The organism is Streptomyces sp. LS-MS-L19, from assembly GCF_058382285.1.
In genome coordinates, this window is record NZ_JBYCLL010000001.1 from 6,513,105 (window position 1) to 6,532,362 (window position 19,258).

The 19,258-nt window shown below is 71.0% G+C and carries 19 protein-coding genes; 11 read left to right on the forward strand and 8 right to left on the reverse strand.

Features of this window, described 5'->3' with window-relative positions; all coding sequences use genetic code 11:
* Positions 1–286 precede the first annotated feature (286 nt).
* Positions 287–454, forward strand: a complete 168-nt coding sequence (locus tag AC2XR2_RS29225; protein ID WP_003966491.1) for a DUF3117 domain-containing protein — start codon at positions 287–289, stop codon at positions 452–454.
* Between the two features lie 120 nt (positions 455–574).
* Here the strand turns inward: AC2XR2_RS29225 and AC2XR2_RS29230 are convergent, their stop codons facing one another.
* Positions 575–1,207, reverse strand: a complete 633-nt coding sequence (locus AC2XR2_RS29230; RefSeq protein WP_330269615.1) for an O-methyltransferase — start codon at positions 1,205–1,207, stop codon at positions 575–577.
* Between the two features lie 301 nt (positions 1,208–1,508).
* On the opposite strand from AC2XR2_RS29230, the gene sigE reads away from it, so the two are divergent.
* From sigE to AC2XR2_RS29255, 5 genes are all read left to right on the forward strand, one after another.
* Positions 1,509–2,207 carry an RNA polymerase sigma factor SigE gene (gene sigE / locus AC2XR2_RS29235; RefSeq protein ID WP_123762890.1) on the forward strand — a complete coding sequence of 233 codons (699 nt, stop codon included), beginning with the start codon at positions 1,509–1,511 and terminating at the stop codon, positions 2,205–2,207.
* Positions 2,204–3,163 carry an anti-sigma factor family protein gene (locus AC2XR2_RS29240; protein WP_381307793.1) on the forward strand — a complete coding sequence of 320 codons (960 nt, stop codon included), beginning with the start codon at positions 2,204–2,206 and terminating at the stop codon, positions 3,161–3,163. Before sigE ends, AC2XR2_RS29240 begins: the two co-directional genes overlap by 4 nt.
* A gap of 100 nt (positions 3,164–3,263) precedes the next feature.
* On the forward strand, positions 3,264–5,078 hold the full coding sequence (locus tag AC2XR2_RS29245) for a S1C family serine protease (RefSeq protein WP_491516711.1): 1,815 nt from the start codon (positions 3,264–3,266) through the stop codon (positions 5,076–5,078).
* 168 nt (positions 5,079–5,246) lie between these two features.
* Positions 5,247–5,684 (forward strand): sec-independent translocase, encoded by a 438-nt coding sequence (locus tag AC2XR2_RS29250; protein ID WP_330264603.1) that lies wholly within the window; start codon positions 5,247–5,249, stop codon positions 5,682–5,684.
* A gap of 280 nt (positions 5,685–5,964) precedes the next feature.
* Entirely contained in the window at positions 5,965–6,630 is a 666-nt protein-coding gene (locus AC2XR2_RS29255; RefSeq protein ID WP_330264602.1) for a hypothetical protein, read from the forward strand.
* Between the two features lie 90 nt (positions 6,631–6,720).
* Here the strand turns inward: AC2XR2_RS29255 and AC2XR2_RS29260 are convergent, their stop codons facing one another.
* From AC2XR2_RS29260 to AC2XR2_RS29275, 4 genes are read right to left on the reverse strand one after another with little or no spacing between them, the layout of a single operon-like run.
* Complete coding sequence (locus AC2XR2_RS29260; RefSeq protein ID WP_491516712.1) at positions 6,721–8,652, reverse strand: glycosyltransferase family 2 protein; 1,932 nt, start codon at positions 8,650–8,652, stop codon at positions 6,721–6,723.
* Positions 8,653–8,699: 47 nt separating this feature from the next.
* A complete protein-coding gene (locus tag AC2XR2_RS29265; protein WP_491516713.1) occupies positions 8,700–9,833 on the reverse strand; it encodes an Mrp/NBP35 family ATP-binding protein in 1,134 nt (377 codons plus the stop codon).
* A gap of 43 nt (positions 9,834–9,876) precedes the next feature.
* Positions 9,877–10,470 carry a DUF1003 domain-containing protein gene (locus tag AC2XR2_RS29270; protein ID WP_491516714.1) on the reverse strand — a complete coding sequence of 198 codons (594 nt, stop codon included), beginning with the start codon at positions 10,468–10,470 and terminating at the stop codon, positions 9,877–9,879.
* Positions 10,460–11,737 (reverse strand): magnesium transporter MgtE N-terminal domain-containing protein, encoded by a 1,278-nt coding sequence (locus AC2XR2_RS29275; protein WP_381307801.1) that lies wholly within the window; start codon positions 11,735–11,737, stop codon positions 10,460–10,462. The genes AC2XR2_RS29270 and AC2XR2_RS29275 overlap by 11 nt, the downstream gene beginning before the upstream one ends.
* 238 nt (positions 11,738–11,975) lie before the next feature.
* Between AC2XR2_RS29275 and AC2XR2_RS29280 the strand changes: the two genes are divergently transcribed.
* Entirely contained in the window at positions 11,976–12,722 is a 747-nt protein-coding gene (locus AC2XR2_RS29280) for a hypothetical protein (protein WP_381307804.1), read from the forward strand.
* Between the two features lie 17 nt (positions 12,723–12,739).
* Here the strand turns inward: AC2XR2_RS29280 and AC2XR2_RS29285 are convergent, their stop codons facing one another.
* A complete protein-coding gene (locus AC2XR2_RS29285) occupies positions 12,740–13,252 on the reverse strand; it encodes a hypothetical protein (RefSeq protein ID WP_330264596.1) in 513 nt (170 codons plus the stop codon).
* A gap of 10 nt (positions 13,253–13,262) precedes the next feature.
* Positions 13,263–14,381: a magnesium and cobalt transport protein CorA gene (locus AC2XR2_RS29290; RefSeq protein ID WP_330264595.1), complete on the reverse strand. Its 1,119-nt coding sequence runs from the start codon at positions 14,379–14,381 to the stop codon at positions 13,263–13,265.
* 493 nt (positions 14,382–14,874) lie between these two features.
* On the opposite strand from AC2XR2_RS29290, the gene AC2XR2_RS29295 reads away from it, so the two are divergent.
* Positions 14,875–15,459, forward strand: a complete 585-nt coding sequence (locus AC2XR2_RS29295; RefSeq protein WP_491516715.1) for a suppressor of fused domain protein — start codon at positions 14,875–14,877, stop codon at positions 15,457–15,459.
* A 30-nt stretch (positions 15,460–15,489) separates the two neighbouring features.
* Here AC2XR2_RS29295 and AC2XR2_RS29300 read toward each other — a convergent pair whose 3' ends face one another.
* Positions 15,490–16,713 carry an MFS transporter gene (locus tag AC2XR2_RS29300; protein WP_449349748.1) on the reverse strand — a complete coding sequence of 408 codons (1,224 nt, stop codon included), beginning with the start codon at positions 16,711–16,713 and terminating at the stop codon, positions 15,490–15,492.
* Positions 16,714–16,893: 180 nt separating this feature from the next.
* Between AC2XR2_RS29300 and AC2XR2_RS29305 the strand changes: the two genes are divergently transcribed.
* From AC2XR2_RS29305 to AC2XR2_RS29315, 3 genes are all read left to right on the forward strand, one after another.
* Complete coding sequence (locus tag AC2XR2_RS29305) at positions 16,894–17,535, forward strand: DUF6758 family protein (RefSeq protein WP_330264592.1); 642 nt, start codon at positions 16,894–16,896, stop codon at positions 17,533–17,535.
* A gap of 158 nt (positions 17,536–17,693) precedes the next feature.
* A complete protein-coding gene (locus AC2XR2_RS29310; protein WP_491516716.1) occupies positions 17,694–18,551 on the forward strand; it encodes a PHP domain-containing protein in 858 nt (285 codons plus the stop codon).
* Between the two features lie 48 nt (positions 18,552–18,599).
* Positions 18,600–19,205: a MarC family protein gene (locus AC2XR2_RS29315; protein WP_330264590.1), complete on the forward strand. Its 606-nt coding sequence runs from the start codon at positions 18,600–18,602 to the stop codon at positions 19,203–19,205.
* The last annotated feature ends 53 nt before the right edge of the window (positions 19,206–19,258 follow it).

Sequence of the window (19,258 nt, forward strand, 5' to 3'; positions counted from 1 at the left end):
ACCGGACCGGACGTGTGACCTGCGTCAAAGAATTCGGGAGCGTTCCCAGCGGGCCGGGATCGTCGCGGTGGCGGAGTATCGCAGCCACATCGCCGAATTGAGTGGTTTTGCTCGCGCGCGTTGCCCAAGCGATGCCGACTGATGTTGGTCATCGGGTCCCGCGATGCGGGATAATGGCCTGGAAGCAATGTGTTCGATGCCGGTGTCGCGTGTCCCACTTTGACGCGCGTGCCCTCCCAGGGCCGTCGGCTTTGGCGATGAGCTGGTTTCAGGAAGGGGAACGAGCATGGCGGCCATGAAGCCGCGGACGGGCGATGGCCCGCTCGAGGTGACCAAGGAGGGGCGGGGCATTGTCATGCGCGTTCCGCTCGAAGGCGGCGGTCGGCTCGTCGTCGAGCTGACCCCTGACGAGGCCGACGCGCTCGGTGACGCCCTCAAGAAGGTCGTCGGCTGACGCGGAAGCGACCATACCCTTTCGGCTGCCCCGGCATCTCATGAGGTGCCGGGGCAGCGGTCTGCCGGGGCGGGACACCCGGATGGCCGTACGGGACGACAGCGGCTCCCGGAGCCGTCGCTACCGCTTGACCGCGCACAGCAGGCCGTCGCCGACCGGCAGGAGGGACGGCACCAGCTCCTGGCTCTCGCGCACGGCCCGCAGCAGCTCCCTCAGGCGTACGACTTCCGTGGGCTGCGGTCCCGAGTCCACCGTGCGGCCGTTGGCGAAGACGCCCTCGAAGACCACGAGCCCACCCGGACGCAGCAGGCGCAACGATTCAGCGAGGTAGTCCATGACCTCCTGCCGGTCGCCGTCGCAGAACACGAGGTCGTAGCCGGCGTCGGCGAGGCGGGGCAGGACGTCCAGCGCGCGGCCCGGGATGAAGCGGGCCCGGTTGCTGGCGAAACCGCAGGCGCGGAAGGCCTGGCGGGCGAACTGCTGGTGCTCGGGCTCGGGGTCGACGGTGGTCAGCACCCCGTCGGGGCGCATGCCGTGCAGCAGATGGATGCCGGAGACACCGGTGCCGGTGCCGATCTCGGCGACCGCCTTGGCGTCCACGGAGGCCGCCAGCAACCGCAGCGCCGCGCCCGTGCCGGGCGACACCGAGCGCAGCCCCGCCTCACGGGCCCGGTCGCGGGCCCAGAGCAGCACTTCGTCCTCGGCGACGTAGGCGTCGGCGAACGCCCAGCTCGTCTGCCGGTTGCCGGTAATGGCCCTCTCCTTGCCCCGTGGTTGCCTGGGCGTGACTGTATCCGTTGGCGTCGGGAACCCGCAGATGGGACCGGGCGTTTAGAGGGATGGAGACGCACCCGGGGGGACACAGTTGGATCACGAAGCCGAGCGGGCCCTCGAGCAACTGCTGACGCAGGGGACCGAGTGGTATCAGCCCAGATCAAATTCTCGTAAAACCGCTTATCCGGAGCTAACGGGCGAGGTGGCTATGGTAGGGGCTCCACTGGAGACAACCAGAGCCGACAGGGGAGGTGCGGCCGCGCCTGGAGATCGTGGGGGAGTGCTGCGGCGCTTCCTCGGATCGGCGGGCAGGCCGAAATCCGTGAACGACACCGCTGACCACAGCCACGCCGGCGACTACGCCCAGACCGCGACCTTCGCCACCGACGCGGACGGGCAGGCGTGGACTCCGCCCACCTGGGAGGAGATCGTCAGCACGCACAGCGGCCGCGTCTACCGCCTCGCGTACCGCCTCACCGGCAACCAGCACGACGCCGAGGACCTCACGCAGGAGGTCTTCGTCCGCGTCTTCCGCTCGCTGTCCACCTACACACCGGGCACCTTCGAGGGCTGGCTGCACCGCATCACCACCAACCTCTTCCTGGACATGGTCCGCCGCAAGCAGCGCATCCGCTTCGACGCCCTCGGCGAGGACGCGGCCGAGCGACTGCCCAGCCGCGAACCGTCGCCCCAGCAGGTCTTCAACGACGCCCACTTCGACGCGGACGTCCAGCAGGCCCTCGACACCCTCGCGCCGGAGTTCCGTGCCGCGGTCGTCCTGTGCGACATCGAAGGGCTGTCGTACGAGGAGATCGCCGCGACTCTGGGCGTCAAGCTCGGGACCGTCCGCTCCCGGATCCACCGCGGTCGGTCCCAGCTGCGCAAGGCCCTCGCGCACCGCTCCCCGGAGGCCCGCGCCGAGCGCCGCTCCTTCATGTCCCGGGTCCCCGCGCTGGGGGGAGGGGGCGCGACCGCGTGAGTGGATCACTGCCCAAACCCGGCGAGGGAAGCCTCGCGGACCAGCATCTGGGAGACCGACTCGCCGCCCTGGTGGACGGCGAGCTCGGTCATGCCACGCGCGAGCGTGTCCTCGCACATCTCGCCACCTGCCCGAAGTGCAAGGCGGAGGCGGACGCCCAGCGCCGCCTGAAAAACGTCTTCGCGGAGGCCGCCCCGCCGCCGCCCTCCGAGAGCTTCCTGGCCCGCCTCCAGGGGCTGCCCGGAGGTGATCCGGAGGACGGCGACAGCTCGCCGTTCGGCGGGGGAGGGTTCGGAGGACTGTCGGGACGACCCGGCGCAGGGGTCTTCGGCGTGAGACGTGGCGAGCGCTTCGAGTTCGACTACGTTCCCGCGGGCCCGCACGCCGGAGTGCTGCCGCCGTCCACCGGCCGGGGCTTCCGCATCCATGACGTCAGCCGCCATGAGGCCGAGCGCTCCGCCTCGCGCGGTATGCGGTTCGCGTTCGTCGCCGCAGGGGCGGTGTCGCTGGCCGCGATCGCCCTGGGCGGCGTCACCACGGGCGCGCCCGGCGACACCGAGGCCCGCGGAGCCGGCAGCAATGTCACCCCGGCGCGCACTCCCAGCACGGGAGCGGCGGTGCCGGAGAACCAGCGCCGTCGCGGCGAGGGTCCGCTGCTCGCGCAGGAACAGGGACAGCGGGCGCTCGGCGACACCCCGGTCGCCCCGACCGAGATCTCCGCTCCGCTGCTGCCCGGTATACCGGCCCAGGTCCAGCAGGCGGCGCTGCACACCCTCACGGCCCCCGTGGTCGCGGGTGCCGCCGCCATGTCTCCTCTCATACGACCGCTCAGCACCACCCCGCCGCTCAGCCTGACGTCCCTGTCCACCACGCCGGACCTCACCACCTCCGGCCTCCTCGCCGCACCCGTCCCCCACACCACGTCAGCGCCGACGCCCCCCGCCACCGCCCGCTGACCGGCGCCCTGCTCCGGGGCGCGTGAACCTGGTTGAATCCACAGAGAGGTCGACGTGCCGCGCACGCGGCCGGTCAGCTGTGGGGAGAGCTGGGGAGCGCATGGACGAGGGCAAGTTCACGAGGTCGACATGGTGGAGCCGACCTCGGCCGCGGGAGTCTTTTGGGCCGGGGGAGCCGGAGGTGCCCGGGGACACGCCGGGGTCCGGCACGGCGTCCCTCTCTTCCGACGGGGACTTCTCGTTGCGGGCGCCTGGGGATGCCACCGGTTCGGCCTCGGGTGGGCCGACCTCCGAGGGGGACTTCGAGCTCGCGCCCCCGAAGGATGCGGTGGAGGACTCCATCGTCCCGACTCCGGGGAACGGGACCTCCGAGCGGGACACGGAGGGCGACTATGAGCTTGCGGCTCCTCAGGGGCACGCCGGCGTGGACCAGACCCCCGGGCTCGAAGCGACGGACGGCAAGGTCCGACAGCTGCCCGTAGAGCCCGCCGTGGACCGGTCCGAACCCACGCCCGTCTCCGACTCCACCGGCACCCCGCCCTACGGAGTACCGGGCCCCTGGTCCCCGGCCCCGCCGGTCCAGCACCCGGCGACCTCCTCCGCAGAAACGCGCGAGCCGGTGCCGCCCGAGTCGGCACCGAGAGCACCGGCTACGCCCGACGCCGGGCCCCCTGCCCCAACGGCCCCTGGTACCCACGTAACGCCCCCACCTGCCCCCACCCCCTGGCAGAACTACGACCCCTGGGCCCCCGCCCCCCTCCAGCAGACCGGCGCCGCTTCCCAGACCAAGGACCAGCGAAGTCGGCGGACCCGGCAGGCGCTGCTCGCAGGTGCCCTGCTGCTCGCGCTCGTGGCAGGCGGCACCGGTGGGGTCGTAGGGGCGTATCTGGAGCGGCACGGGGCCGGCGACGACGTCGTGGAGTTGCCGCAGGCCGGGCGGGAGTCCGGTGAGCGCGCGCCCGGGACCGTCGCCGGGATCGCCGCGAGGGCTCTGCCCAGCGTCGTGACCCTGCACGTGAGCGGCGCGGCGGAGTCCGGCACCGGAACCGGCTTCGTGCTGGACGATGCCGGGCACATCCTGACCAACAACCACGTCGTGGAGCCCGCCGGAGCCGACGGCGAGATATCGGTGACCTTCCACAGCGGCGACACCGCCAAGGCCACCCTCGTGGGGCGGGACAGCAGCTACGACCTCGCCGTCGTCGAAGTGAGCGGGGTGCACGGCCTGCGGCCCATGGCCCTCGGCAACTCCGACAACGTCCAGGTCGGCGACCCCGTGGTCGCCATCGGCGCCCCCTTCGACCTGGAGGGCACCGTCACCTCCGGCATCATCAGCGCGAAGGAACGGCCCATCACCGCCGGCGGCGAGCGCGGGGACGGCAGCGACGTGTCGTACGTGGACGCCCTCCAGACCGACGCCCCCATCAACCCCGGCAACTCCGGCGGCCCCCTCCTCGACTCGCGCGCCCGCGTCATCGGCATCAACTCCGCCATCCGTTCCGCCGACAACGGCTCCGGATCGGACGGCGCCCAGGCCGGCTCCATAGGTCTCGGTTTCGCCATCCCCGTCAACCAGGCCAAGCGGGTCGCCGAAGAGCTGATCAACACCGGCACCGCGACCCACCCGGTCATCGGCGTCACGCTCGACATGGACTACACCGGGGACGGCGCCCGCGTCGGGACCAAGGGCAACGGCGGCGAGCCCGCCGTGCGCGAGGGCGGCCCGGGCGACAGGGCCGGGCTGAAGGCCGGTGACGTGATCACCGCGGTCGACGGCCGCCGTGTCCACTCCGGCGACGAACTCATCGTCAGGACCCGCGCCCACCGCCCCGGCGACCGCCTCCGGCTCACTCTGGAGCGGGCCGGCAAGGAGGTCACGGTCACACTGACCCTCGGTTCCTCGGACGGCAGCTGACGCACACGGATCGACACGAACCTCACAGGGACGGCTGCGAATCCCGCTCCACAGGGCAAACAACCCGGAAAACCGTTCAGCGATCCGCGCTCGGAGCCCTCGGGACAGTACCGGTCATACGGGAACGCCAGGTACCGTGGTCCTGGCCCGGACCCCAAGGAGCTTCAGGTGTTCAATGACATAGGACCGCTCGAGCTGATCACGCTCGTTGTCCTCGCCGTGCTCGTCTTCGGTCCGGACAAGCTCCCGAAGGTCATCCAGGACGTCATGCGGACCATCCGGAAGATCCGCGAGTTCTCGGAGAGCGCCAAGCAGGACATCCGCTCGGAGCTGGGCCCGGAGTTCAAGGACTTCGAGTTCGAGGACCTCAACCCCAAGACGTTCATCCGCAAGCAGCTGGACAACGACGAGCTGGGGCTCAAGGAGATCCGCAACGGCTTCGACCTGAAGAAGGAGATGGCCGAGGTCACCGACGCCGTGCACAGCACGGACACCTCGTCGTCGGCCTCCTCGTCGTCCTCGTCCGGTGGCCGGATCGACATGTCCAAGAAGCCCGAGGAGGACGGCAAGGACGACCGCCCGCCCTTCGACGCGGACGCCACCTGAGCCGTACCCCCCACCAGCAGGCGCCTGCCGAGCCGTTCAGCTCGCGGGCGCCTTTCGCTGTCGTACGGCCGCCACGTGACGCGTTTCATACCGAGCGGGCAGGTCGCGAGGCCTGAACCCGCCCCCCGTATGCCTCGCGCGCCGGGCGGTTTCCCGGCAGCTCGGAGCGGTGTGGATATGCTGCCGAGTTGTTGTGCGGGCCGTACGCGAACCAGCGACGCCGCCCGAAGGGGGGCGGGCCGGTCCGGTCCGACGAGAGCTAGTAGGAGGCGTCCGGCACATGGAGACGACGAGCGGGACGGTCGCGCAGGCGCCGGCCGCGGAGGGTGCACAGCAGGTCCCCTCCGCCCGGCGCACGGTCGACGGCTACCTTCAGGCGCCCTTCCCCTGGTACGGCCTCGACGAGGCCTTCACGGGGCCGCGCTGGCTGATGCAGGTCGGCACGTCGGCCGACGGGGCCGTCGAGCACGGGTCGATCGGACACGGTGACGAGCCCTCCGTGAAGAACGAGGCGGGTTCCACGGGGGAGCCGAAGGAGAAGTTCGCGGTCGTGGTGACCGTCGCCGCCAACCCGTCCCGCAGGAGCGCGGACGGCACCGGGCTGCTGGAGGCCACGTCGGTCTCCTCCGCCGCCTGGCTGGCCGGGGTGGGCCTGTTGTCGTTCACCTGGCCCGGGCAGATGGACCACTCCCTGCGCGACGACTGGCTGGACCAGCAGACCGAGACGGCCTGGGTCCTGGCGGACGACCTGGAGGGATCCGACTGGTCGACCCTGTCCCTGCCGGTGGACGGCGTGCCCACGCCCTTCCACTACCGGGAGTCGGAGTTCGGCTGGGTCCTCGCGGGCTCCACCCAGGAGGGGGTGCACGTGGGGGCGTACGGGAGAGGCATGAGCGCGTACGGCCTCGGGTTCGCGATGATCAAGGACATCTCGGCGTACGCCTAGCAGGACGAAGGGGCACCGCAGACCCGAGCGGTGCCCCTCAAGTGTCCTGGACGGCAAGTGTCTGGACATCAAGTGTCCTGAACGGCTGTTTTATCGGCCCAGTCGCCGCCGTACCCGCCGGACCTGGCGGTTGTCGGCGACCGCGTCGAGCAGCCGGCGCCCGGTGCCGGCCTCGTGGGCCGGGCCCTCCAGCCGCAGCAGGGTGCCGTCGCGGACGACGGCGTGCGCGACGGGGGTGTCGGTCTTCGGGAGCGTGACCGGGTGACGGCCCGCGGGGAGCTTGAGACGGGCGGGCAGCCGCAGGACGGCCGTCGTACCGCCGTCGCCGGGAACGAGCTCGGCCTCCACCGTCAGCGCGGACACGCTGACCTTGACGCGGGCCGGGGCCCCGCCCGCGGTGGCCGCCACGTACGGCAGCGGCAGCGACCGCTCACCGCGCGCGGTGTTCGCGGCAGCCGCACCGGCCGTGTCGGAACCGAGCCTGCGCTGACGCTGGTCCACGTCGAGGGCGAGCTGACCGCTGCCCGTCCAGTACGGCAGCGAGAGCCGCCCGCCGGTCAGCGCCGGGCCCGCGGCCGGGGTGCCCGGGGTGCCGTCGCCGGTCAGGCGGACCATCCGGTCGATGCCCAGCAGCTGGACGAAGGCCCACACGTCGTGCACGCCGCGCTCCAACGGCCGCCCGCCCGCGAGCCGTTCGGGGTCCAGGCTCAGCCGCCCGGACGCGACCAGCCGCGACCGCCCCTCGCCGGCGGGCTCGAGCCGCACCTCCAGCTCACCCTCCGGGTACCACCAGTCCTCGCGGTCCCGGTCCTTGACGACCAGTTCGGCGTACGCCAGCCGGAACGGATCGCGGACCTCCCAGCCGCCCTCGGTCCCCGGCACCCCGGCCAGCAGCTCCGGGTCCAGCCACCGCTTCCCGTCCCGCTCGACGAGCACCAGCGGCTCACCGTCCCCGCGCAGCAGCTCCAGCGTGACGTCGGCGACGAGCCGCCCGTCCGCCCACCGCAACTCCCCGACGGTACTGCGGGCCTTGACCTCACGAACCCGCTCCGCGAGGGCCACGGCCCCGTCGAAGTCCCCGGCCTCCAGCAGCTCGGCCCGCAGCCGCGACACGACGGGCAGCCCCTCCCGTACGGCTGCGGGGAACTCCTCGACAGCCAGCCGCCGAGCCGCCTCGAACCGCTCCCGCTGCTGGACGGGGTCTTCGCGGAGGATCTCGGGCTCGCGGGTCCGGGACAGGACCTCGACGTGGTAGAGGCGGTGGAGGAGGCGGTTCTGGAGCGCGTCGACGTCCTCGGACGCGCTCGTGCCGTCCTTGATCTGGCGCACGATGGTGCGGCAGTTGTCCCAGAAGCCGTGGCGCGGGTTGAACCGGTGCTGGGTGTTGTTGCCGCCGTCGTCCCGCTTCATCCAGTAGTAGCAGGGGTAGTCGGCGAGGATCGAGATGCGCTCGGCCTTCAGGTAGGCGGCGCTGACGAAGGCCAGGTCCTCCAGGATCCAAGGGCCTTCGGGGAACCGGAGACCGTGCTCCTCGACGAAGGCCCGCCGGAACATCTTGTGCGGGGACATGCTCTGCATGAGCTCGTCGTTCTCGATCGTGCAGGCGCCCACCGTGTGCCGGAAGAGCCGCCGGGGCCGCACCATCGTGCTGGACATCTTGCCGAGCACCACGTCGGCGTCATTGCTCTCGGCGTGCGCGTACAGCCGCTCCAAGGCCTCGGGCCCGAGCATGTCGTCGTGGTCGACGAACTGGATGTACTCGCCCTTGGCGTGCCGCATGCCGAGATTGCGGGGCGCGCCCGGCCAGCCGGAGTTCGGCCGGGTGTGCACCTGGACGTTGGGATGTGCGGACGCGATCTTCTGGAGCCGGAGCAGCGTGTCGTCCGTCGACCCGTCGTCGACGTAGATGACCTCGTACTCGTCGGCGGGCAGACTCTGCCCCAGCAGCGACGGCGCGCACTCGTCGACGTACTTCCCGGTGTTGTAGACGGGGACGATGACGCTGACTTTGACTCTCGGCATTCCACGGACCCTACCCGGCCCATGGAATGCCTTCAGTCACGTACGTCTCAGAACTTGTTCCTCGGCGTGATCCCCAGCGAAAGCCCCGAAAGCCCCCGCTGACGCCCCCCCAGCTTCCCCGCGATCCCCCGCAGCGCGGCCCCCGCCGGGGAGTCCGGGTCGGAGAGCACGACCGGCTTGCCCTCGTCGCCGCCCTCGCGGAGGCGGACGTCGATGGGGATGGAGCCGAGGACCGGGACCGTGGCCCCGATGGTGCGTGTCAGGCCGTCCGCGACCGTCTGGCCGCCGCCCGTGCCGAAGACGTCGACCATCTCGCCGCAGTGCGGGCAGGGCAGGCCGGACATGTTCTCGACCACGCCGACGATCTTCTGGTGGGTCTGGACCGCGATGGAGCCGGCCCGTTCCGCGACCTCCGCCGCCGCCTGCTGCGGGGTCGTCACGACCAGGATCTCCGCGTTCGGGACCAGCTGGGCCACCGAGATCGCGATGTCGCCCGTGCCCGGGGGCAGGTCCAGCAGAAGGACGTCCAGGTCGCCCCAGTACACGTCCGCCAGGAACTGCTGGAGGGCACGGTGGAGCATGGGCCCCCGCCACACCACCGGCGCGTTGCCCGGGGTGAACATGCCGATCGAGATGACCTTCACGCCGTTCGCCGACGGCGGCATGATCATGTTCTCGACCTGGGTCGGGCTGCCGTCCGCGCCCAGCATCCGCGGCACCGAGTGGCCGTAGATGTCCGCGTCGACGACCCCGACCTTCAGACCGTCGGCCGCCATCGCCGCCGCCAGGTTCACGGTGACGGAGGACTTGCCGACGCCGCCCTTGCCGGAGGCGACCGCGTACACGCGCGTGAGCGAGCCCGGCTTCGCGAAGGGGACCTCGCGCTCCGTCTGGCCGCCCCGCAGGGCCGTCGCCAGCTCCTTGCGCTGCTCGTCGCTCATCACGTCCAGCGTGACGTCGACGCGCGTGACGCCGCCGACCGCCGCGACCGCGTCCGTCACGCGCTGCGTGATCGTCTCGCGCATCGGACAGCCGGAGACCGTCAGGTACACGGTGACCGCGACCGCCCCGTCCGCCCCGATCTCGACCGACTTGACCATCCCGAGTTCCGTGATGGGCCGGTTGATCTCGGGGTCGTTCACCGTCGCCAGTGCCTCGCGCACCGCGTCTTCGCTAGCCATACAGACGATGGTACGGCGGCCACGGGCACCCCCCGCACCCCCGTCAATGGTCGTCTACGTCACGCCCGTGCGGCCGTTCTGCCGGGAATACGACCTGCCCGTCGTGCTGCCTCGCCTCCAGCTCCTTCATCAGGTCCTGGAGCTCGGAGCGGATCCAGTCACGGGTCGCCACCTCCCCGAGGCCAATCCTGAGCGCGGCGATCTCGCGGGTCAGGTACTCCGTGTCCGCGATCGACCGCTCGTTCTGCTTGCGGTCCTGCTCCAGGTTGACCCGGTCCCGGTCGTCCTGCCGGTTCTGCGCGAGCAGGATCAGCGGGGCGGCGTAGGAGGCCTGGAGGGACAGCATCAGGGTGAGGAAGATGAACGGGTAGTTGTCGAAGCGCAGGTCGCCGGGCGCGAAGATGTTCCACAGCACCCACGCGATGATGACGACCGTCATCCAGACGATGAACCGGCCGGTGCCGAGGAAGCGGGCGATCCGCTCCGACAGGCGTCCGAAGGCCTCCGGGTCCCATTCGGGCAGCAGCCTGCGCCGCGGCGGGCGCGGCTGGTCGAGGCGGGCGCGGGTGCGGGTCGTCGCCGTGGCTCCGGCCGGCCCTCCGCGCTCGCGGTTCGAGCTCTCGCGCTCAGGCGTCATGGTGCGCCGCCCCCTCCGCGTCGAACTCCGTCTCCCGCCAGTCCTCGGGCAGCATGTGGTCGAGTACGTCGTCCACGGTCACCGCGCCGAGCAGCGAACCCGAGTCGTCGACCACGGGCGCCGCGACCATGTCGTACGTCGCGAAGAACCCCGCGATGACCGGCAGGGTCGCGTCCGGGTCGAGCGCCTGGAGGTCGTCGTCGACGAGCGAGCTGACCAGGGTGTACGGGGGGTCCCGCAGGAGCCGCTGGAAGTGGACCGTGCCGAGGTACTTGCCGGTCGGGGTCTCGTCGGGCGCCCGGCACACGTACACCTGGGCGGCGAGCGCGGGGGACAGGTCGGGGTTGCGGACGCGGGCGAGCGCGTCGGCGACGGTCGCGTCCGGCCGTAGGACGATCGGTTCCGTCGTCATCAGACCGCCGGCCGTGTGCTCCTCGTAGGCCATCAGGCGCCGCATGTCGGCCGCGTCGCCGGGCTGCATCAGGCTCAGCAGCCGCTCCTGCTCCTCCGGGGGGAGCTCGGAGAGCAGGTCGGCCGCGTCGTCCGGGTCCATGGCCTCCAGGACGTCGGCGGCCCGCTCCTCCTTCAGCTTGCCGAGGATCTCGATCTGGTCGTCCTCGGGGAGCTCTTCCAGTACGTCGGCCAGGCGGTCGTCGTCGAGGGCGGCCGCCACCTCCGCGCGCCGCTTGGCGGAGAGGTGATGCAGGACGTTGGCGAGGTCGGCCGCGCGCAGCTGCTCGAAGGTGGCCAGCAGGCTCTCCGCACCCTGTCCCTGCTCCTCCAGCGTGAAGCCGGTGACGGCGGACCACTCGACGGTCAGCGTCTCGCCCTTGCGCCGGAACGCCCCGCCCTTGCCGCCCTTGCGCACGAAGACCCGGTCGATCTCCCAGTCGCGGCGGGCCGGCAGCTGCTGCACCGAGATGTCGAGCACGGTGACCTGCTCGCCGTGTTCCACGAGCGTGACCCGCCGGTCCAGCAGTTCGCCGAAGACCAGGCGCTCGGTGGGGCGTTGCTCGAAGCGCCGGACGTTGAGCACGCCGGTGGTGATGACCTGGCCCGACTCGATGCTCGTCACCCGGGTCATGGGCAGGAAGATGCGGCGCCGCGTGGACAGTTCGACGACCAGGCCGAGCACCCGGGGCGGCCTGCGCCCGACGCGCAGCACGACGACCAGATCGCGTACGCGGCCCACCTGGTCGCCGTTGGGATCGAAGACGGCGACGCCCGCGAGATGCGAGACGAAGATCCGGGGGGCTCCCGCTGCCATGGCTGTGCTTCCTTTGTGTACGGGGTGGTGTACGAGGCCGCTGACCCGTCCGCGTACGAGGTGTTTCGTTCGTCGTTCGTTGTCCGGATTGCCCGCTCGGGAGGGCTTAAGGCTAGCCCGTACCGATCGGATCCGCCCTGGTGAGCGGTCCGGACGGTCCGGCTCCGTCCGGGGGCCCGGGCCCCGGTACGCTGCCGTACCACGCTCAAGGACCGTCGTCGGAAAGGCAGCCCCACCTGTGACCGCGATTCGCCCGGGCCGTACCCGCAGGGCCGTACTGGTGGGCGCGGTGTGCGCCCTGGTCGTGACGGGGACGGCGCTCACGGGGTGCAGCGAGGACCCGGACGCGGGCACCAACGGGGTCGGCAAGCTGTCCGCCGAGCAGATCCAGGCCAGGACGCGGGCGGCGGCCGGGTCCGCGGAGGCGCTGCGGCTGTCGGGGAACGTGGTCACCAGTGGCCGTACGTACAAGCTCGACATGCGCCTGAGCGCCGACGGCGGCTCCGGGTCGGTCACCGCCGAGGGAACGACCTTCCAGCTGCTGCGGATCGGCGAGGAGCTGTATCTCAAGGCCGGCGCGGGCTTCTGGACCCAGGCCGACGGCAAGGGCGAGGACACGGACGCGGCCGCCGACAAGCTCGACGGCAAGTACGTCAAGGTGCCCGCGGGCGACCCGGCGTACAAGAAGTTCAGTGGTTTCACGGACAAGGACGTTCTCCTCGACGGGCTTCTGACCCTGCACGGCACGCTGGGCACCGCGGGCCATCACGAACAGGCGGGTACCCGCACGATCCGGATCACCGGTGACGAGGGCGACGGAGGCACGCTGGACGTCTCCCTGGAGGGGCAGCCCTATCCCCTGCGGCTGGCCCGGGCGGGCGGCGCGGGCACGCTGACCTTCTCGGCCTGGGGCAAGAGCTTCACCCTGACCGAGCCGGAGAAGGACGAGACGGTGGACTACGGCAAGCAGTTGCCGTCGTCCTAGCCGCGCGGCCAGCGAAGCTATCCGCGTTTGCGGCGCCTCAGGAGCAGCCGGGGCAGCCCGGCCGGGATCGGTTCCCGCGTGGTCGCCGGTGTGGGCAGCGGTGCCGACGCCAGGTCACCGTCGGGCAACGGCACGGTCGTTCCCGTCGGCTCCAGGCGCAGCACCCGGCACTCACGCGCCCAACGGTCCGTCATGGCCTCGCCGTCGGGGGCGTTCAGCCGCTTCCCCTTGAGCTCGCCGACCGCCGCCTCCCAGGCCTCGGACCCGGGCGCCGGCTCCACCACCCGTGCCGTCCAGGAGACCAGCCGGCCCCCCTTGTCCTTGCTGCGGACGGTCACCTCGGCGGTGCCTCCGTCGGCCAGCCCCGGCAGCGGCTGCTCCCCGGGCCCGTCGCCGACCAGGCACGCGGCACCCTCGTGCCACACGTGCCACAGCGCACGGGCCGGAACTCCGGGACCCTTGACCCAGACCAGGCCGGACTTCTTGGTGGCCTCTTCCACAAGGGCGCGGTCGAGCAGCTCGCTGGTCATGGCGCCCACTCTAGAGCCAGCCGTTGCGCTTGAGGGTGCGGTGGATGCCCAGGCAGATGACACCGGTGATCGCCATGATCACGGGGTAGCCCAGCTTCCAGTGGGTCTCGGGCATGTAGTCGAAGTTCATGCCGTAGACCCCGCACACCATCGTCGGTACGGCGATGATCGCGGCCCAGGACGTGATCTTCCGCATGTCCTCGTTCTGGGCGACCGAGGCCTGCGCGAGGTTGGCCTGGAGGATCGAGTTGAGGAGCTCGTCGAAGCCGAGGACCTGCTCCTGGACGCGGGCGAGGTGGTCGGCGACATCGCGGAAGTACTTCTGGATGTCGGGGTCCACCAGCCGCATCGGCCGCTCGCTGAGCAGCTGCATCGGCCGCAGCAGCGGGGCGACCGCGCGCTTGAACTCCAGCACCTCGCGCTTGAGCTGGTAGATCCGCGCCGAGTCGACACCGCGCGAGACCTTGCCGCCGCGTCCCGGGGTGAACACCTCGGTCTCGACCTCGTCGATGTCGTCCTGGACCGCGTCGGCGACCGCGACATAGCCGTCGACGACATGGTCCGCGATGGAGTGCAGCACCGCCGAGGGGCCCTTGGCGAGCAGCTCGGGGTCGTCCTGGAGGCGGTGGCGCAGTGCGCGGAGGGAGCCCTGGCCGCCGTGCCGGACGGTGATGAAGAAGTCCCGGCCGGTGAAGCACATGACCTCGCCGGTCTCGACGATCTCGCTGTTGGCGGTGAGCTCGTCGTGCTCGACGTAGTGGATCGTCTTGAACACGGTGAACAGGGAGTCGTCGTAGCGCTCCAGCTTGGGCCGCTGGTGGGCCTGGACGGCGTCCTCGACGGCGAGCGGGTGCAGCCCGAACTCGCTTGCGATACCGGAGAATTCGGCCTCGCTCGGCTCGTGCAGACCGATCCACACGAATCCGCCGTCGCGGCGCACCTGGCGCATCGCCTCGTGCGGGCTCAGCTGGCAGTCGGTCTCCACGCGCCGGCCGTCGCGGTAGACGGCGCAGTCGACGACGGCGGAGGGCGTCGAGGGGTCGCGCGTCGCGTCGTACGCGCCGGTGTCCTTGCGCAGCGAGGGGCGCGACGGGCGCACGGCGGCACGCAGGTCACGGATCATCGACATGGCAGGCTCCTTCGTGACGGGCAACAAAGGGCCCCGGCGACGGGTGGAACTACCCGGAATGAGGACGTCCTGCGGTGGGTGTTTGGCACGTCCACAAAGCGGGGAGCACCGCACCATCGCGGTGGCGAACTTCGTTACTGACTCAGCTACTGCTGGCGATCAGAGTGATCAGAGAGATCAGGCAAAACGAACGAAGTGCTCTTCCGCACGAAGACGCGAACGTGAGAGGCGGCGGTTGCCGAACGTCACAGGGCTGCATCAGCGGCCGGAAGAACGAGTGGTACTACCAGGTCGACTTCGATCCATGACAGCCCCACCTCCTCCGGCCGGTCCCTCGTAAGGGACGATCCATTCCCGCAAGGGAGTCTCACAAGGCGTCGGGACTTGATCGCGACGCTTCTGCGTGCTGCCCCTACGACCGGGCCAGACTAGCAGGAGCCCGAAGTGTCAAGGCGCTGCTTTGCCCGGTACTGACGAGTTCTATGCTCGCCGCATGGCAGATGTTCTTCCTCTGGTCGAGGCCCGGTTGCGTGGCGCGCTGGGCGAGCCGGACGCGCGCGCGGCGGTCACCTTCCTCGGTACGGACCGCATCGAGGTGCTCCGCTTCACCGACGGGGACGTCGTCCGCTACGCCACCCTCGGCATGTCCGCGCAGCCGATGAGCGACCCCACCGCCATGCTCGCCGACCCCGTCAAGGGCCCCCGCGCCGAGCTGGTCATCTCCGTACGGGCAGGGCTCGCCGAGACCGACAAGGTGCTCCGCCCGCTCGCCGTGCTCGCCGCGTCCCCGCAGGTCGAGGGCGTGGTCGTGGCCCCGGGCGCCTCCCTCGACGTGGGCGAACCCCTGTGGCCCGGCGCCCCGTTCACCTCGGTCCTGGTCGCCGAGCCGGGCGGCCTGGTCGAGGACCTGGAGCTCGACGGGCCCCTCGACCCGGTGCACTTCCTGCCCTTGCTCCCGATGACCCCGAACGAAGCGGCCTGGAAGCGCGTCCACGGCGCCCAGGCCCTCCAGGAGCGCTGGCTGACGAACGGGACGGATCTCCGGGATCCGTCCCGGAAATCCGTCCCGCTGGAGTGACTGATCTCACCAACCGGTGGCCGGAAAGCGTCAGTTGGCGAACACCGCGACACTGTCCTCGACGGCGTGCTTCGGCTCCAGCTCCTCGGCGTCGTGCGTGAGCGCCTTCCGCCGTACGACGACCACGAGCGCGCCCAGCACCGCGGTCACCGCCGCGACCACGAACGGGACGTGGACGTCGGTCCACTCCTCGATCTTCGGCGCGAAGAAGGGCGCCGCCGCGGCCGCGAACCAGCGCACGAAGTTGTAGCCGGCGCTCGCCACGGGCCGCGGGGCGTCCGACACGCCGAGCGCCAGCTCCGTGTAGACCGTGTTGTTCACGCCGATGAAGGCGCCGGACAGGATCGTGCAGACGATGGCCGCGGTGTGGTTGCCGTAGCCGAGAACGAGCACGTCGAGCGCGAGCAGCACCAGCGAGCCGCCGAGCACCTTCAGCGAGCCGAACCGCTCCTGGAGGCGCGGCGCGGCGAACACCGAGAACACGGCGAGCAGCACACCCCAGGCGAAGAACACTGCACCCGACTTGTACGGGGTCATGTCCAGCACGAACGGGGTGAAGGCCAGCACGGTGAAGAACGTGTAGTTGTAGAAGAACGACGAGACCGCGGCCGAGGCGAGACCGCCGTGGCCGAGCGCCCTGAGCGGGTCCAGCAGGGACGTCTTGCGGGCCGGCTTCGGCTGCTCCTTCAGGAACGCCGTGATGCAGAGGAAGCCGACGGCCATCAGGAAGGCCGTACCGAAGAACGGGTAGCGCCAGCTGGCGTCACCGAGCAGGGCGCCGAGCAGCGGGCCGCACGCCATGCCGAGGCCGAGGGCGGACTCGTACAGCAGGATCGCCGCCGCGCTGCCGCCGGCCGCCGCGCCCACGATGACGGCGAGGGCCGTCGAGACGAACAGGGCGTTGCCGAGGCCCCAGCCGGCCCGGAAGCCGACCAGTTCGCCGACCGAGCCCGAGGTGCCGGCGAGTCCGGCGAAGACCACGACGAGGGCGAGGCCGAGCAGCAGGGTCCTCTTGCCGCCGATGCGGCTGGAGACGAAGCCGGTGACCAGCATCGCGATCGCGGTGATCAGGAAGTACGAGGTGAACAGGAGGGAGACCTGGCTCGCCGTGGCGTCCAGGCCCTTGGCGATCGACGGCAGGATCGGGTCCACGAGTCCGATGCCCATGAAGGCGACGACGGACGCACCCGCCGTCGCCCACACGGCCTTCGGCTGGCGCAGGATGCCGCCGGCTCCCGCATCGAAGGGGTCCATGGTCTTTCCTCCACTCTCGGCGAAGCTCAGCTGTTAGTTGGTATATACACATACTAAGTTAGGGCAGCTAATAAATGCAAGCTACATCTAAGTCGGTGGGTGGTGCCGGGACGATTCGCTTCGGTCCGGACGGGTGATCGTCCTTGACGTGGCGGAGCGAGGGTAGGACCGTGGGGCCCTATGAGGGGCGAACCCAGTTGCCCGAAGTGTGGTGGCCGGGTCAGGGCTCCCGGACTCTTCGCCGATTCCTGGCAGTGCGATGTGCACGGGACCGTGCATCCGCTGCAGCCCGTGATCCCGCCCAGCGTCGAGGCCCTCGGTGTCGTGGTGCATCGCACACAGGTACCGGTGTGGATGCCGTGGCCGCTGCCGGTGGGCTGGCTGTTCACGGGCGTGGCCTGCGCGGGCGACGACCGCAGCGGAGGCCGTGCGACGGCCGTGGCGTGCACGGGACCGGGCCCGCTCGGGGGTGTCGGCGAGCTGATTCTCGTGGCCGAGGAGCTCGGCGTCGGGCTCGGGGCGCGCTACGCGGGGATCGACGGGCCGGACCCGGGGCCGTACATGAGCGTCGAGAAACCACCGCAGGCGAAGGTGCTGGCCGCCGGTCGGCCGACGCCCCTGTGGCATGTCGCCGGTGTGCCCGACGACCGGGCGGTCTTCGCCGGGGAGGCGCTCGGCATGTGGCTGTGGGCCGTCGTCTGGCCCGAGCAGTCCGGCCTGCTCATGTACGACGAGCTGGTGCTGACGGATCTGCGGGACGCGGGGGCCGAGGTGGAGCTGGTGCCCTGCGGGGCGCTGTCGCCGCGCTTGCTGAAGCCGTAGCGCGTCAGCGCCGGGGGCGTGCGGTCCGGAGGCGGGTGCGGGCCCGTTGTGGCTGGTCGCGCCCACGCGGCGGAGCCGCATATCGACACACCCGCGCGCCCCTGGGTTGGTTACCCTAGGGTGTCCTTTCCTGTTTCAGTCCGTTGGAGTTCCCCCTCGTGCGTATCGATCTGCACTGTCACTCCACGGCATCCGACGGCACCGACACCCCCGCTGAGCTGGTGCGCAATGCTCGCGCCGCCGGGCTGGACGTCGTCGCCCTCACCGATCACGACACGACCCGCGGGTACCGCGAGGCCGTCGCCGCGCTGCCCGCCGGGCTGACGCTCGTCACCGGGGCCGAGCTGTCCTGCCGGATCGACGGGGTCTCCATGCACCTGCTGGCCTATCTCTTCGACCCCGAGGAGCCTGCGCTGCTCGCCGAGCGGGAGCTGGTGCGGGACGACCGGGTACCGCGGGCGCGGGCCATGGTCGCGCGGCTCCAGGAGCTGGGCGTGCCGGTCACCTGGGAGCAGGTCGCGCGGATCGCCGGGGACGGGTCCGTGGGGCGGCCGCACGTCGCCACCGCACTCGTCGAGCTCGGGGTCGTGCCGAGCGTGGACGCCGCCTTCACGGCCGACTGGCTGGCCGACGGCGGCCCGGCCCATGTGGCGAAGCACGAGACCGACCCCTTCGAGGCGATCCGGCTGGTCAAGGCGGCCGGTGGAGTCACCGTGTTCGCCCACCCGGGCGCGAGCAGGCGCGGCCGCACCGTCCCTGAGCCCGCGATCGCCGAGATGGCCGCCGCCGGTCTCGACGGCATCGAGGTCGACCACATGGACCACGACACGGACACCCGTGAGCGGCTGCGGGGGCTCGCCAAGGAACTGGGACTGCTGACCACCGGGTCCAGCGACTACCACGGCAGCCGCAAGACGGTGGCGCTCGGCGAGTACACGACCGACCCCGAGGTGTACGGGGAGATCACGCGGCGGGCGACGGGGGCGTTTCCCGTCCCGGGGACCGGCGGGGCCTGAGATCGGTCCCGGCCCCTTCGTCCACCCTCTTCTCCCGCAAGGCCTCTCATGTTCGACGTCGCCGTCTTCGGCTCGCTCTTCCTCACCCTGTTCGTCATCATGGATCCCCCCGGGATCACCCCGATCTTCCTCGCCCTGACCGCCGGCCGGCCCGGCAAGGTGCAGAAGCGGATGGCCTTCCAGGCCGTCTGCGTGGCGGGCGGTGTCATCGCCGTCTTCGGTGTCCTGGGCCACCAGATCCTGAACTACCTGCACGTCTCCGTGCCCGCGCTGATGATCGCGGGCGGACTGCTGCTCCTGCTGATCGCCCTGGACCTGCTCACCGGCAAGACCGACGAGCCGAAGCAGACCAAGGACGTGAACGTGGCGCTCGTACCGCTGGGCATGCCGCTGCTGGCCGGGCCGGGGGCGATCGTCTCCGTGATCCTCGCCGTGCAGAAGGCGGACACCGTGGCCACGGAGGTGTCCGTGTGGTGCGCGATCCTCGCCATCCATGTCGTGCTGTGGCTGGTCATGCGGTACTCGCTGCTGATCATCCGGGTCATCAAGGACGGCGGGGTGGTGCTGGTGACCCGGCTCGCGGGCATGATGCTCTCCGCGATCGCCGTGCAGCAGATCATCAACGGCGTGACCCAGGTGATCCGGGCAAGCTGAAAGGGCCCCGGTCGGTGACCGGGGCCCTGAAGCGTGTGAAGGTGATCCGTGTC